This is a genomic window from Myxococcus sp. CA056, from assembly GCF_013336715.1.
Taxonomy (GTDB): Bacteria; Myxococcota; Myxococcia; order Myxococcales; family Myxococcaceae; genus Myxococcus; species Myxococcus llanfairpwllgwyngyllgogerychwyrndrobwllllantysiliogogogochensis.
The window spans coordinates 125,005-138,607 of the sequence record NZ_JABUMT010000006.1 but is presented as its reverse complement, the minus strand read 5'-3'; the positions used below and the strand labels follow the sequence as shown (position 1 = coordinate 138,607).

Below are 13,603 nucleotides of genomic sequence, written 5' to 3'. Positions count from 1 at the left end.
GCTCCCATGTCTTCGACCGCGGACGCGTCTTCTCCTGGCCCGGTGCTCCGGGTCGCACAGCAGGTTCCCCGCACCGAGGCGGAGGGCCCCGGGCGCCGCTTCGCACTCTGGATCCAGGGGTGTCCGCTGCGCTGCCCCGGGTGCTGCAACCCGGAGATGTTCGCGATGGAGCGTGGCACCGTCGTGACGGTGGAGTCGCTCGCGGCCCGGGTGCTCGCGACGCCCGGCATCGAGGGCTTCTCGCTGCTCGGGGGCGAGCCCTTCGCGCAGCCCGGCCCCGCCGCGGACCTCTGTGAGCGGCTGCGCGCGGGCGGTCTCAGCACCATGGTCTTCAGCGGCTACACGCTCGCGGAGCTGAAGGCCCAGACGAACCCGGACGTCGAGCGGTTGCTCGCCAGCCTGGACCTGCTGGTGGATGGGCGCTACGAGAAGGACCAGCCGGAGACGCGCCGGCGGTGGATTGGCTCCAGCAACCAGGTCATGCACTTCCTCACCCCGCGCTACTCGCCGGAAGACCCGACGTTCACCGCGCCCAACACGGCGGAGCTGCACCTCGTCGAAGGCCGGCTCATCATCAACGGCTGGCCAGACCTCGCGGACCGCCTCCGTCCATGACCCGCGTCTCGCCTTCCGAGCATTCGCTGCTCACGCTCGCGCGCGCCATCATGGGCCTGGGGCAGTACGCGCCCGTCGAGGACCTGCTTCGTGCGCGCCACACCACGCCCGCGCGACTGAGTCCCGGCGCCCTGCGCTCGCTGCGTGACACGTTGGCCAAGGGCACCGTCCTCGCGCTGGCCCGCTGCGGTGGGGCACGCCAGCGACGTCACCTGTCCTCCGAGTCAGGCCCCTCGCGCCTGTGGGAACGACACGGTCCTCCCGCGCTGCGCTTCTCCGTCCTCTGCTTCCACACCCTGCGCTGGCTCGTGGAACAGCCGCTCGCGATTTTCGGCCACAGGCCCCTGGATGTGGACGCGCCTCCGACGCTCGCCGACGAGCTGTTCCTCTACCTGTCCTGTCGACTGGTGGCGGGCACCCCCTGCGCTCTGTCGATCGCCCTGCAGCCCCAGTTCCAGCGCTCCATCCTCTGTCGGCTCGGGTTTCCGGACCTGTTCGGCGCCTCGCTCGGACGCGTGGACGCGGAAGGCTTCGCGCCGCTGCTCGCGGAGGGAGGCTGGCTGCTGGAGGCGCTCCAGGACGAGCTCGCCCTTCGCTGGCGCCGACTGGAAGAGAGCAAAGCGCGGCTCATCGAGCCCAAGCAACTGGTCGACCTGGGCACCGTGCAGGAGCAGGTGCTGGACGGGTTTCTCGACGCGGTGGACCGCGCGGGCCGCCGGGACCTGGCCGGCTTCGTGCTGGAGGCGCTGCGGCCCCTGGTCGACCAGCCCGCGTCGCGATGGGTGTCCAACCTGTCTCCTCGCGCATCGCTGAGCGTGAAGGCCCAGGCACGCCGGGCGGCGGGAGCGAGCCTGCGCGCACTCGGACGGATGGCGCGCTGGGATGCCGAGCACCGCGCGGTGCGCTTCTTCGACGACGGCTACGAGGGCGCGCAGTTGCTGCTCTCCGCCTGGGCGTCCTTCGGTGAGCCCGGCTTCCGCCTCGCCTCGGACCGGGAGCGTGAGCTGACCACGGACCTGGCGGCTCCCGTCGAAACGATTCCGGATACCCTTCCCCTCCCTTCCTCCGAGAGCGCCCCATGAGCCGCGCCTATCGAATCTCCGTCTCCGAATCCCTCAACCGCATCGTCCAGGCCGAGGACGGCGTGTGCTCCAAGCTGGAGCTGTTGCCCTTGCTGTCTCGCGAGGAGACGGCGGGCCTGCTTGCCTCGGAGCTGGCGAACCGGGGCTTCACGCAAGAGGGCGACGTGGCGGTGCGCGTCGAGGCCGACGGCGTACGCGTGGCCGTGGACGTCACCACCGGCGAGGTGAGCGTCACGTTGTCGGACGAAGCGTCGGTGGAGCTGAGGGCGACGGGCGAGGTCCTCTCCCACACCCCGGACGGATCCGAGGCGACGAAGAAGCTCGCGCGTGAGAAGGCGCGGGCGAAGCTGGAGGACCAGACCCAGGACGCCACCGAGTCGCTGCGCGAGGACATCACCCGGCGGCTCGAAGGACGGCTCCGGGACCTCAAGTCGGAGCTGGACTCCATCGCCAACAAGGTGACGGGCGAGGCCCTCAAGGTGCGCGCGTCGCAGCTGGGCACGGTGGAGGAGATTCACGAGGACGCGGCCACGGGCTCGCTCACCATCAAGGTTCGCGTATGAGTCAGCGCATCCCCGAGGAGTCCCTCCCCACGGAGCTGACACCCTTCGCCGCGGTGGAGGCCGCGTATCCCGCCGAGCTGGGCCGCCTGTGCGAGGCGCTGCTGCGAGGCCTCCCGGTGATGGTGGAGGCGGACAAGGAGCTGACGCCGTACTTCTACAAGTGCCTGCGGGACAGGTTGAAGAAGGACGGCAAGCAGTTCCTCTACCTGGATGGCCGCGCCGCCACGGAGCCACCGCCCGGAATGCCCGCGCCCAGCATGATGGCCACGCTCATCGGCCAACTGCGCGACGCGGTGCGAGGCGCGGTGCGCGAGCGCATCGTCGTGCTGCCCCATCTCGACCTGCTCACCACCAGCAGCGGCGGCCTCACGTCCGAGGCGCGCGAGGTGATTCCGCTGCTGTATGAAAACCCGGAGATGCTCTGGGTGGGCTTCAAGGACCCGTCGTTCCCGCTGCCACGGGTCATCGAGAACCTGTTCCCCCACAAGGAGAGCATCCTCGGCGTGAGTCGCGAGCGGCTGCGCTACCTTGTCACTCAGCGCGAGTGTCGCAAGTTCGGCCGGGGCCTCCAGCCCTACTCGCTCTACAAACACGTGTCCGGCGTGAATGCCGTGCGACTGCGGCGGCTGCTCGGGGCCATCACCGGCGAGGACTATCCCAGCGACGCGAGGCCTGCCTTCGCGCAGCTCCGCTCGGCCACGCTGAGCGGCTCGCTCAACGTGCCGGAGATTGACCTGCACACGGAGATTGGCGGCTACGCGAAGGTCAAGGAGCGACTCCAGCGAGAGATTCTCGACGTGCTCGCGCACAAGGAGACGCTGTCGGACCCGGAGGCGGTGAAGCGCGTGGAGGGCCTGCTGCCCCGGGGGATGATTTTCTGGGGCCCGCCGGGCACCGGCAAGACGCTCTTCGCCAAGGCGATGGCCTCGTCGCTGGGCGCCGCGGTGCTGGTGGTGAGCGGCCCGGAGCTGAAGAGCCGCTGGGTGGGCGAGAGCGAGGAGAACCTCCGGCAGATCTTCGTCCGCGCACGTCAGGCCGCGCCCAGCATCATCATCTTCGACGAGCTGGACTCCTTCGCGGCGGCGCGAGGGACGTACACGGGCTCCGGCGTGGAGCACTCCATGGTGAACCAGCTCCTCACGGAGATGGACGGCTTCCGCAAGGAGGAGCTCGTCTTCGTGGTGGGCACCACCAACTTCGTGGAGTCGCTGGACCCCGCGCTGCTGCGTCCGGGCCGCTTCGAGTTCCAGCTCTGCATCCCCTACCCCAACAGCACGGACCGCCGGGCCATCCTGTCCATCTACGACAAGAAGCTGGCCCTGGGCATGACGGAGCGGGCGCTCGACTACGCGGTGAAGCGCACCGGAGACCGCGTCGAGGGCACGGGCACGCGCTTCTCCGGTGACCACATCCAGGCGCTGTGTCGGGCCCTGGCCCGGCGTCGGCTGAGGGATGCAACGCAGACCCCCACCGAGCCTGTGGACGTGGAGAAGGCCCTCACGGACTTCCTGGACCGGCCGGAGCTCACGTCCGCCGAGGAGAAGGTCGTGGCCACTCACGAGGCCGGCCACGCCGTGTGCGCGCTGTTCTGTCCCAGCGCTCCCGCCATCGACCGCATCAGCATTCGCGGAGACCTGGCCGGCATGCTCGGCTTCGTGCAGTACGCGGACCCCGCGCATCGCTACGTCGTCACGCGCAGCCAGTTGCTGGACAGCATCTGCATGCTCTTTGGCGGACGCGAGGCGGAGGCGTTGCTCCTGGAGGACCTGTCCATCGGCAGTGCCCATGACCTGGAGCGCGCCACCGAGATTGCCCGCGAGCTGGTGGAGATGCTCGGCATGGGTGGCGACGGAATCCCCGTGCGCCGGTTCGACGCCCCGGGACGGGACGCGGAGCGGCATGCGCTCTCCGATGCGACGCGCGGCACGCTGGAGGCCGCGGTGCAGGAGGTGCTGGAGGTGCAGCGCGCCCGGGCCCGCGACATCCTCCACCGGGAGAAGACTCGCCTCGTCGCGCTTCGGGACTTGTTGCTCGAGCGCAAGGTGCTGGACCGCGAGGCATTCGTCCACCTGGCGCCCACGCTGGCGTCGCAGAAGGAGCCGGCCCATGGCTAGTCTCATCCTCCGTCTCCTGGTGAATCCCCAGACGGGTCGCAAGGACATCGTCATCCAGTACGAGAGCGACTCCGACGCGCTTCCCATGGAGCACGAGGAGGAGCACCGTCGCCTCGTGGACCAGCTCATCGCCGGGGGCGCGCTCAAGGCCTCTGAGGTGGGACGCATCATCGTCCAGCGAGACACCCCGTCCGGACAGGCCGCCCAGCCCGAGTCCACGTCCGAGAGCACCGCCGAAAAGGTGAGCCAGAAGGCCTGATGTCCACGCTCGTGTTTCCGACCGAGGAAGCGCTCCACCTCGCGCTGACCTCCCGCCTCGTCCCTCCCGAAGTCCAGGCCACGCCGGCCCGCTACCGTCGGTCCGCCGAGGGTGTGCTCCACGTCACGTCCCAGGCGCCCTTGTCCAAGGCCGTGCTCGCGGAGCTGGCGACTTTCGGCATCAAGGCCGACGCGAAGGCACCTCGCGCGGAGGACTCCGTGCTGTGCTGGGCGGAGCTGCTGGCCCCGCGTCGGGTCCCCGTCGAGAGCGCGCCCCTGGGCGCGGTGTTGTTCCTGCCCGTGGATGGCAACGGGCTGTTGTCGCTCGCGGGCGAGCTGCTGCGCCTGGGCTGTGACCGCCAGGAGGTCTGCTTCGCCGAGGAGAAGAAGGGCCAGCGCGCCCTGCTTCGCGCCTCCGCCCCGCCCTACTTCACGCTCACCGGCGCGATGGACCGCGCGGGGGGCCTGCGAGCCTTCGTGCCCGCGGTGCCAGGGCAGACTTCCGTCTGGGTGGAGTTGGGCCACGTGCATCCGCTCGCGCGCACGCTCCTGCCCGCGCCTGGCACCGTGCTGCTCATTCCCGGCGAAGGCCCGTGGCTGACGGCGCCGGACGGGCCGTGGACGGACCTGTATCAGCTCACGGACCTGCGGCTCCCCGAGCCCGCGGAGGACTGGACGCCCTCGGCCGCGCCGGGCCGGCTCTCCGTCCACATGAGGCTCACCCGGGCCGCGCGCACGGAGGCCGCGAGTCTCTGGGTGCTGCGCGAGAACGCCGTGGCGCAGGTCGAGTCACTGGTCCACACGCTGCCGGAAGCCCTGCTCGCGCAGCTTCGCTTCGCGGTGACCGGGCCCGCCGACGCGCCGTGCATCATCCTGCGAGCACGGCATGGCCGTGAGCGGCCACCGGAGCTGGGCCTGTCCGCCATGGCCTATTCGCCGCTGCCCCAGCTCGCGGACCTCTACCTGCCCTGTGACGGCCTGCTGGAGCCTCCCGTGCGCAGAGACCGTCTGCGTGCGCTCCTCGCACCCGTGCCGGACACCGTCACCTGGTTGCACCCCACGGGCGCCGGCGGCTTCCGCGCGGAGCGAATCCCCGAGCAGGCCTTCCAGCCACTCGAGTCCTGGGTGGACTACGTGGTGGACACCGCCGCCGCGGCCCTGGAGCCGTGGGTGAAGGGGGCCACGTTCGATTTCGGCGCCATCGAATCCGCGGACGGCGAGTGGATGCCCGGTGCGGAGGGCCCCGCTCCCACCGGGGAGAGCGAGGACCCGAACACGTCGACACGAAGCACCCGCCGCACGCGACGAGGGCAGGCGCCCGTGCCGGAGCCCGTTGAGCCGGCGCAGCCAGCGACGACGAAGCGCTCGTCGTCCCGAGGCTCGGGGACCCTCCTAGAGCCACTCACACCCGCGCAGCTCGGTGCCGCCGAGGAAGCCCTCGCGGTCGCGGAGAAGTCCTTCCTCGAACTGGAGGTTCCCGCCGATGCCCCCGAGCGACAGGCGCTCTGGGTTCACATGGCGGAGCTGAATGGTCAGCTCGGCCGAGGGCGCGATGCGGCGCTGTGCTGGACGCGCGCGCTCTGGAACGCCTCGGGCCCGGCTGCCACGGAACTGGCCGTGCGCTGGGCGGAGGCGGAGTCCCGCGCGGGTGCCTCGCGGGCCGAACTGCTGACCCGCGCCACGCCCTCCGAGGACGACGTGCGCAGCTTCGCCAGCGGGCTCGTCCTGGGTGCGCTGACGTCTCCACGGACGCCACCGGGGGATATGCCCGCGCTGCAGCGCTGGTTGGATCGCCACGACACCGCGCTCGACGTGCGCACGCTGTGGCTCTCGCGCGCCGCGCTGGACACGCTCGCGGGGGGCGACCCGCTGAGCCTCGCGAGGACGGGGGACCGGCTGCTGGAGATGCTCCAGCGCGGGCTCTCCCTCTCGCGCGATGTCCCGCGCTTCCTGCGGGGCGGCACGGATGCGTCGGCCCTTCCTCGGCTCGCGGCACAGCTTGACGCGCTGCTGGACCGCTTCGAGCGCACCGCGCGTCGGCGCTCCTCCGTGGAGGCGCCCGCCGAATTGACCCAGGCCTATGTCCGCCTCGTCTTCGCCTGTGGCCTCGCGAGGCTGGGACAAGCGGACCGCGCGCGGGCGCTGGTGGCCTCGGCCACGGCGGCGCTCGACACGAAGGAGCCCATCCATGGGTTCCTGTCGCGGGCCTATGGCGCACGCGTGGCGCAAGCGCTGGAGGGCGAGCCGCTGGAGACTCCGCTGCCCGCGGACATCTCCGCGGAGCTCAACGCGCTGGCCACCTTCCAGCGCTACAAGGTGGACCGGCTGCGTCAGGCCTCCGCGCTGCTGGAGCCCAGCGAGCGGTTGGACCCGGCCCGGGCCTTTGGACGCGGGACACGCGACCTGCGAGGCGAGGAGTTCGCGGCGCTGCGAGACATCCGCGACGCGGCCACGGTGACGCACGAGGTGGTCCAGTTGGTGAGGCGCGCCACGGGAGCCCGCCTGCCCGCGCCCGAGCGACTGCGCCTCATCGGCGGCTTGCTGGAGACGTTGCCTCGGCTGGCCCCTGCGCGGGCGCTGCCGCTGCTGGATGAACTCGTCTCAGCGATGGAGGGGCTCCCGGGAGAGTCCCAGGCCCAACTCCTGGGTGACGCGCTTACCCTGGCGGCGCTGTTCGGCCGGGCGGACCGCGCGACGTCACTGGCGGGGCGGCTGCGGCTGGTGTTGGCCGGACTTGCGCCGGAGTCCCCCGCGTGGGGCGCGGGCATCCTGGAGGCCAGCCTGCGCGGCCTGCGTCGCGTCGGCCTGTCTCGCGAGACGGGCGAGATGGTGGCGGCGACGCGAGGTCTGCTCACCCGGGCCAAGGCGCCCGTGGCGGCGCGACTGGGTGTCGCGTCGGGAATGGCGATGCTCGGGCATGTGGACGAAGCGCTGCCGGTGTTCAACATGGCATTCGATGCGCTGGCCGCCGCGAAGGGCTCCCCCCCTGAGCGGATGGCCCTGACGCGAAGTCTGGCGGGAGCACTGGCGCATACGCCGACGAACGTCGCGCTGCCGGGACTGGCGAGACTGTCGGAGGGGCTCGCCACGGTGACGGACAGCTTCAATACCAACAGCCACTTCTGTCTGTCCGTGGTGGAGCTGGCGGACGCGCTGGTGCTGGGTCATGTGGAAGTGGCGCAGGGCGCGAGCGAGCGGGCACGAAGCTGGTTGGACGAGGATGAGTTCTTGGTGCGGCGACGCATCCATCAGGAGTTGGAGGACCGTACATGAGCAGTGTTCCCCGACGGGAGGAGCCCGTCGCCGACCCCATCTCCGCGCTGACGTTCGACGCGCTGTCACGCGAGGCGCAGGGGCTGCGCGAGCGGCTCAACCGGTTCCGACAGGGACTGGGGCGACACTTCGTGGGCAAGCAGACGCTGGTGGACCTGATGACCGTGGCGGCGGTGGCGCAGGAGCCGCTGCTCCTGGTGGGCCCACCGGGCACGGCGAAGTCGGACCTGGTCCTCAAATTCCGCGAAGCGCTGCGCATCCCCAACGAGGACTACTTCGAATACCTGCTGACGCGCTTCACCGAGCCATCCGAAGTCCTGGGCCCCATCGACATCAACCTCCTGCGCCAGGGCCGCTACATCCGGCGCGAGGGAGGCAAGCTGCCCACCGCGAAGCTGGTGTTCCTGGACGAGGTGTTCAAGGCGAGCTCGGCCATCCTCAACGCGCTGCTGACAGTCATCAACGAGCGCAAGTTCTACCAGGACGGCGCGCCGCAGCCGGTGAAGCTCAAGGTGCTCTTCGCGGCGACGAACGAGCTGCCCGAGCACGCGGAGCTGGGCGCGCTCAAGGACCGCTTCTGCCTGAAGGCCGCGTGTCGCCCGGTGCAGGACCGCTACTTCCTGGAGCTGCTCGACTCCGGCCTGGAGTCCCAGACACACCGCGAGCTGAACCAGAAGCCGTGGGCGGAAGGACACGCGACGCTGGAAGACCTCCTGAAGGCGCACCGCTACCTGACGCTGATGATGGGGCGCAAGGAGATGGGGCCGGACGGGCGCGAGCTGAAGGACCGTGACTTGTTCTTCCGCGACGAGCTGCTGCGCGAGTTCCGCCGCGTGGTGCAGACGCTGACGCGCGAGGACGGCGTGTTCATCAGCGACCGAAAGCTGGTGAAGCTCTACCGGCTGCTGCGCACTCGTGCGTGGATCTTCCACGGTGGCGCGGTGGAGCGTCAGGACCTCCAGCTCCTCTCCTATCTGGGAGAGACGCGGGAGGAGATCGACCTGCTCGAAGAGAAGGTGCCTCGACTTCTCGGCCTGACGTGATGCGCATCCTCTGAACGCAACGAGGACCTGGAGCGACACCTCCAGGTCCCCGTGTCACGAGCAGTCGCTACGGAGTACAGGACACGTTGGCGGGCGCGGCCCAGAGCTGGTACCAGCCCGTGTCATCCATCGCGGTGAAGTAGATGCTGCCGCCGACGCGAGCGAAGCCCTCTGGCGACGACGTCACCAATGACGGAGTCGCCGTCACCTCCGCCGTGGTGGCGTTGGTGCCGTAGCTCACCCAGGGGTTCGTGTAGGAGCCCGCCGAATCCGCTCCCGCGAAGATGACCCCGCCGCCGTCGATGGGATGGACGGACGAAGAGAACTCGTCGGAGACGCTCAGCGAGCCAGGCATCGCTCGCGTCTGCGCGGCCGTGCCGTCCGTCACCCACAGCTTCACCACGCGATATGCGGGCCCCGGAGTGCTGATGGCCACGGCGAAGTACAGCTTTCCTCCCGAGCGGGTGAACGACTGGAGAGACGGGAACGCAGCTTCCTGGTCCGCGTAGGGATTCTCCAGGACGGTGACGGTGGCCTTCCCTCCGCCCGCCAGCGCGACGCGATACAGCCCCATCCGCTGCGTCACCGGGTCCGCGTTCGTCAGGTACACGTGCGCGCCCAGCGAGCCGAGCATCCGCATCTCACGACCGAAAGACTCCAGCCGCACCGTGCCCGAGGCCGTGCCGTCCGACTTCCACACCTCCGTGTTCACCCCGTCCCGGAGCGTGAAGAGTCCCGTGCTCCCGTCCTCGGTGATTCCGGCATCGACCACGGGTACCACGTTGGCATCCAGTCGCTTGACGAAGACCGTACCGCCGGACGTCCCATTCGTGCGCCACAGCGCGGTGCCGTGCTCCGGGCTGGACAGGAAGAACAGATGACCATGGGAGGTCCGCACGTAGCTCGGCGACAGGGTGCTCAGGACGCCGAGGTTCACGAGCTGCGTCGTCCCCTCGGCCGAGCCATCCGTGCGCCACAGCTCCACCTGGAGCCTCGGCGGGTCCATCACCTGCCAGGTGCGGAAGAACGTGACGAACGTACCGTAGGAGGCGAACTGGGAGAGAGCCGAGCCCGCGGACCCGGGCGTCAGGTCCTTCAACACCTGCGTGCCCGCCTCTGTCCCGTCGGTGATCCACGGCTCCCGACCGTACTCCTCGGTGTAGACCTGGAACAGGAAGCGACTGTCCAGGGACGAGAGCGAAGAGATGTTCCTCCCAGGCGACGTCGCGGAGAACGCCTTCACCGGCGCGGTGCTGGCCTCCGTCCCCTGGCTCTTCCACAGCGTGGCGCTTCCATCGCGAAGGTTCACGGAGAAGTAGGCCGTGCCCTGCACGTCCCGGATGCCCGTGGGCATGGGAGTGAAGGTCGGCGACTGGGGCGTCCCGGGCGGCACGACCACCTTCACTCGCCGCGCCCCCTCGGGTGAACAGGCCAGGGTGGCCACCTGGGACGGCTGCGACTCCAGCGGAGAGGGCTCCAGTTCCGGAGCACCCCCACACCCCCATCCACCCAGACAGAACACGGCCAGGCCATACTTCGCGCGCATGGTGTCTCCTCCCCCTCGGAGCACGGGCTGCGACGGTGGGAACCAGGGAAGCACGGAGCAACTGCCCCTCGGTCCGAGCAGGCTGTCCATCGCAAGACAGGGCTCGGCCCCTGGGCCCCCTGCCGAAAGTCCCCAGAATCACCTCCGCGCGCCGACACGCCCCTCCATCGGGCACCTTCGGAAGTGATACAGAAAGGACGCATGGCAGCAGTGGAGTCGCGAGGCCCCCAGGACACGGAACGCTGGTTGTGCGCCGGGCTCACCCTCGCGCGACAAGAAGGCCTCGACGCGGAGTCCCTCGCCACGAGCGTGCCCTGGCTCCTGGCCACGCTCGCGGAGACACCCACGCTTCCGCCACCCGCGCTGGTCGCGGACCTGGGAAGGCTCGTCGCCGGCCATCCCCTGGCCCCATCCCTGCCCATCCCCGACACCCTGCCCCGCCTTCGCGCCGCGGTGCGCGCTTACGACGACCATGTCCTCGCGAGGCTCGCCGCCGAGCCTCACCTGGAGGCCGTGTCCGCCGCGCTCGCCCGCCTGCCGGAGCCGCTGCGGCCCCGAGGCGTGGCCTTCCTCGTGGCCCGCCTCCTCTCCCGCATGGGCTTCACCGCCGGCACCTCCGTGAGCCCCGCCCTCGCGCGGCGCGTCCTGGAACGTCCACCTGGGGAACTGTTGTCATCCGGATACATCTCCCTGCGCGAGCCCGGCCCCGCGTTGGAGCAACTGGCCCAGGGCTACGAGTCCCTCAGCACCGGGGCCCGGCGCGCGAGTGCCCTGCTGGGTGACGCGGAAGCCTTCACGCTGGAGAACCTGGAGCACCTCCAGGGCAAGGCGCAGCGGCTGGCGCTGGAGCAGGCGGTGGAAGCCGCCGAGGCCCTCTCGCGCGCCCTTCCGCCCCGCCTCCGCGCACGCCCCGTGTCCACCGGCCCCGCGCCCACCGCGATGGAGGATGACGCCGCGTTTCCGCAGGGCGGGTTCTCCTCCGTCTCCAACGTGGGCAGCCTGGAGAACCTGGTCACCTCCGAGCTCGTCTACATGGAGGATGAGCCCACGCTGGACTTGTTCGACGTGCGCTACGTCGAGGGCGAGCTGCTCTACTACACCCGCGACGAAAGCCTCGCCGTGCGTCGTCGCCGCGTGGTGACCTTCGTCCTCCCGCCGAGCCTCGCGGACGCGCGGGTGAAGGACACCGGCGTGCGGTGGCAGCGCGCAGTGGTGGCCATGGGACTGGTGTTGTGCCTGGTGCGCCGGCTGTCCGTGTGGCTGGGAGACCAGGACCTGCGCTTCCAGGTCGCCTTCCCCTGGGGTGGCGACGGGCCCCACCCGCTGGAGGCGGAGCGCGGCCTGTGCGAGCTGCTGCTGCGCGAGTGGCGAGCCCGGGGGACCGCGGAGATTCTCACCCCACGAGACTCCGACGAGGTGCTGGCGAACGCGGCAGTGCAGGCGAAGCGGGCCCGGGTGGACGTGCTGTTGCTCGACGCGACCCGTCAAACGCGGCTCGACACGACGAAGGTGCCCGCCCGCGTGGGGGTGCATCACCTGGACTTGAGCGAGCCGAGCCCGAGGCTCCATGTGCCGGGCCGGGGAACTTCTTCACCCGCGCGTGAAATCCCGGAAGTTGGCGCCGAGGGAGGCCCTCCCGAGACGCCATGGGAGGCCTGGACCGGAACGACGCTTGAGCTTGCGCGAGGGCTTCTCTAGCGTCCGGTCCGGGAAGCGCCACGCTTGGCGCAGGAGAGGACGGGCCATGCCGCGGTACGAGTTCAAGGAAGGCAGCTCCAACAAGTTCTGGGAGATCACGTTCGAAGGAAAGTCCTTCACGACGCGATGGGGCCGCATCGATACCGACGGCCAGGAGAAGACGCAGTCCTTCGACTCTCCCGAGGCGGCGCAGAAGGAGTACGACAAGCTCGTCCGCGAGAAGGAGAAGAAGGGCTACGAGCTGGTGGGCGACGGTGAAGGGGGCGACGACGGGGACGACGAGTCGCCGAGCGTCGAGGGCAAGTCCAACCCGGAGCTGGAGGCCGCCATCCAGAAGGACCCGGCCAACGTGGACGCGTACCTGGTCTACGGCGACTGGCTCCAGAGCCAGGGCGACCCGCGCGGCGAGCTGGTCGCGCTGCAGCACGCGGTGTCGAAGGCCGAGGGCACGGAGGCCTCCACCCTCAAGCGGCAGATCACCGCGCACATCAAGAAGCACAAGGCGCTGCTGCTCGGTGGACTGGCCAAGGCCTGGTCCGAAGAGGAGCTCAAGGTGGAGTGGCACCTGGGCTTCATCCGCGACGCGCGGCTGGGCAAGAAGGACTACGACTCCGAGCTGGAGGTCCCCGAGACGCTGGTGAAGCTGCTCGCGCACCCTTCGGCGAAGTTCCTCCAGTCGCTCACCATCGGCATGGTGGATATGGAGGGCGAGAACTATTACGCCGGCGTCGTCGAGGCCATCGTCAAGACGAAGGGCATGCCGACGCTGCGCAGCCTGTTCCTCGGCGACTTCGAGTACCCGGACGAGACGGAGATCTCCTGGTCGTACATCAACGACGTCACGGGGCTCTACAAGGTGCTGCCCAACCTGCGCTCGCTGCGGCTGCGCGGCGCGGACGCGGACCTGGGCAAGATTGACCTGCCGGAGCTGCGTGAGTTCTCGATGGAGACGGGCGGCCTGCCCTTGGGCGCGGTGAAGTCCATCGCCAGCGCGAACTGGCCGAAGCTGGAGAAGCTGGAGGTCTGGTTCGGCTCGGAGAACTACGGCGCGGAGGGCGGCGTGGAGGACATCCAGCCCATCCTCGACGGCAGGGGCCTGTCGAACGTCAAGGTGCTGGGCCTGCGCAACTCGGAGTTCACGGACGAGCTGGCGAAGGCGCTGCCCACCGCGAAGATCCTCCCCCAGCTCGAGAAGCTGGACCTGTCCATGGGCTGTCTGTCGGACACGGGCGCGCAGACGCTCGCGGACAACGCCGCGGCCTTCAAGCACCTCAAGCACCTGGACGTGACGGAGAACACGCTCACCAAGGCCGGCGAGAAGCTGGTGGCGAAGCTGGCCGCGACGGTGGCGGCGGGCAGCCAGCGTGACTACGACGAGGAATACCGTTACGCGGCGGTGGGCGAGTAGCAC

10 protein-coding genes are annotated in these 13,603 nt (G+C 69.9%); 9 read left to right on the top strand and 1 reads right to left on the bottom strand.

What is annotated here, in order from left to right:
- Positions 1-6: 6 nt before the first annotated feature.
- Genes HUA76_RS25255 through HUA76_RS25225 form a run of 7 tightly spaced genes read left to right on the top strand, consistent with a single transcriptional unit; the run spans position 7 to position 8,948 of the window.
- Positions 7-615: a 4Fe-4S single cluster domain-containing protein gene (locus tag HUA76_RS25255; protein WP_174455155.1), complete on the top strand. Its 609-nt coding sequence runs from the start codon at positions 7-9 to the stop codon at positions 613-615.
- Positions 612-1,697 (top strand): hypothetical protein, encoded by a 1,086-nt coding sequence (locus HUA76_RS25250; RefSeq protein ID WP_174462312.1) that lies wholly within the window; start codon positions 612-614, stop codon positions 1,695-1,697. Before HUA76_RS25255 ends, HUA76_RS25250 begins: the two co-directional genes overlap by 4 nt.
- On the top strand, positions 1,694-2,260 hold the full coding sequence (locus HUA76_RS25245; protein ID WP_141643778.1) for a hypothetical protein: 567 nt from the start codon (positions 1,694-1,696) through the stop codon (positions 2,258-2,260). The genes HUA76_RS25250 and HUA76_RS25245 overlap by 4 nt, the downstream gene beginning before the upstream one ends.
- The gene (locus tag HUA76_RS25240) at positions 2,257-4,374 is read left to right on the top strand and encodes an AAA family ATPase (RefSeq protein ID WP_174462311.1); all 2,118 of its coding nucleotides are present in this window, start codon (positions 2,257-2,259) and stop codon (positions 4,372-4,374) included. The genes HUA76_RS25245 and HUA76_RS25240 overlap by 4 nt, the downstream gene beginning before the upstream one ends.
- Positions 4,367-4,633 carry a hypothetical protein gene (locus tag HUA76_RS25235; protein ID WP_174455152.1) on the top strand — a complete coding sequence of 89 codons (267 nt, stop codon included), beginning with the start codon at positions 4,367-4,369 and terminating at the stop codon, positions 4,631-4,633. The genes HUA76_RS25240 and HUA76_RS25235 overlap by 8 nt, the downstream gene beginning before the upstream one ends.
- Positions 4,633-7,905, top strand: coding sequence for a hypothetical protein (locus tag HUA76_RS25230; RefSeq protein ID WP_174462310.1), 3,273 nt, complete (start codon positions 4,633-4,635; stop codon positions 7,903-7,905). The genes HUA76_RS25235 and HUA76_RS25230 overlap by 1 nt, the downstream gene beginning before the upstream one ends.
- Positions 7,902-8,948: an AAA family ATPase gene (locus tag HUA76_RS25225; RefSeq protein ID WP_141643774.1), complete on the top strand. Its 1,047-nt coding sequence runs from the start codon at positions 7,902-7,904 to the stop codon at positions 8,946-8,948. The genes HUA76_RS25230 and HUA76_RS25225 overlap by 4 nt, the downstream gene beginning before the upstream one ends.
- Positions 8,949-9,015: 67 nt before the next feature.
- Here the strand turns inward: HUA76_RS25225 and HUA76_RS25220 are convergent, their stop codons facing one another.
- A complete protein-coding gene (locus HUA76_RS25220; RefSeq protein WP_174462309.1) occupies positions 9,016-10,494 on the bottom strand; it encodes a hypothetical protein in 1,479 nt (492 codons plus the stop codon).
- A 201-nt stretch (positions 10,495-10,695) separates the two neighbouring features.
- Between HUA76_RS25220 and HUA76_RS25215 the strand changes: the two genes are divergently transcribed.
- Entirely contained in the window at positions 10,696-12,192 is a 1,497-nt protein-coding gene (locus HUA76_RS25215) for a hypothetical protein (RefSeq protein WP_174462308.1), read from the top strand.
- Positions 12,193-12,238: 46 nt separating this feature from the next.
- The gene (locus HUA76_RS25210) at positions 12,239-13,600 is read left to right on the top strand and encodes a WGR domain-containing protein (protein ID WP_174462307.1); all 1,362 of its coding nucleotides are present in this window, start codon (positions 12,239-12,241) and stop codon (positions 13,598-13,600) included.
- Positions 13,601-13,603 lie beyond the last annotated feature (3 nt).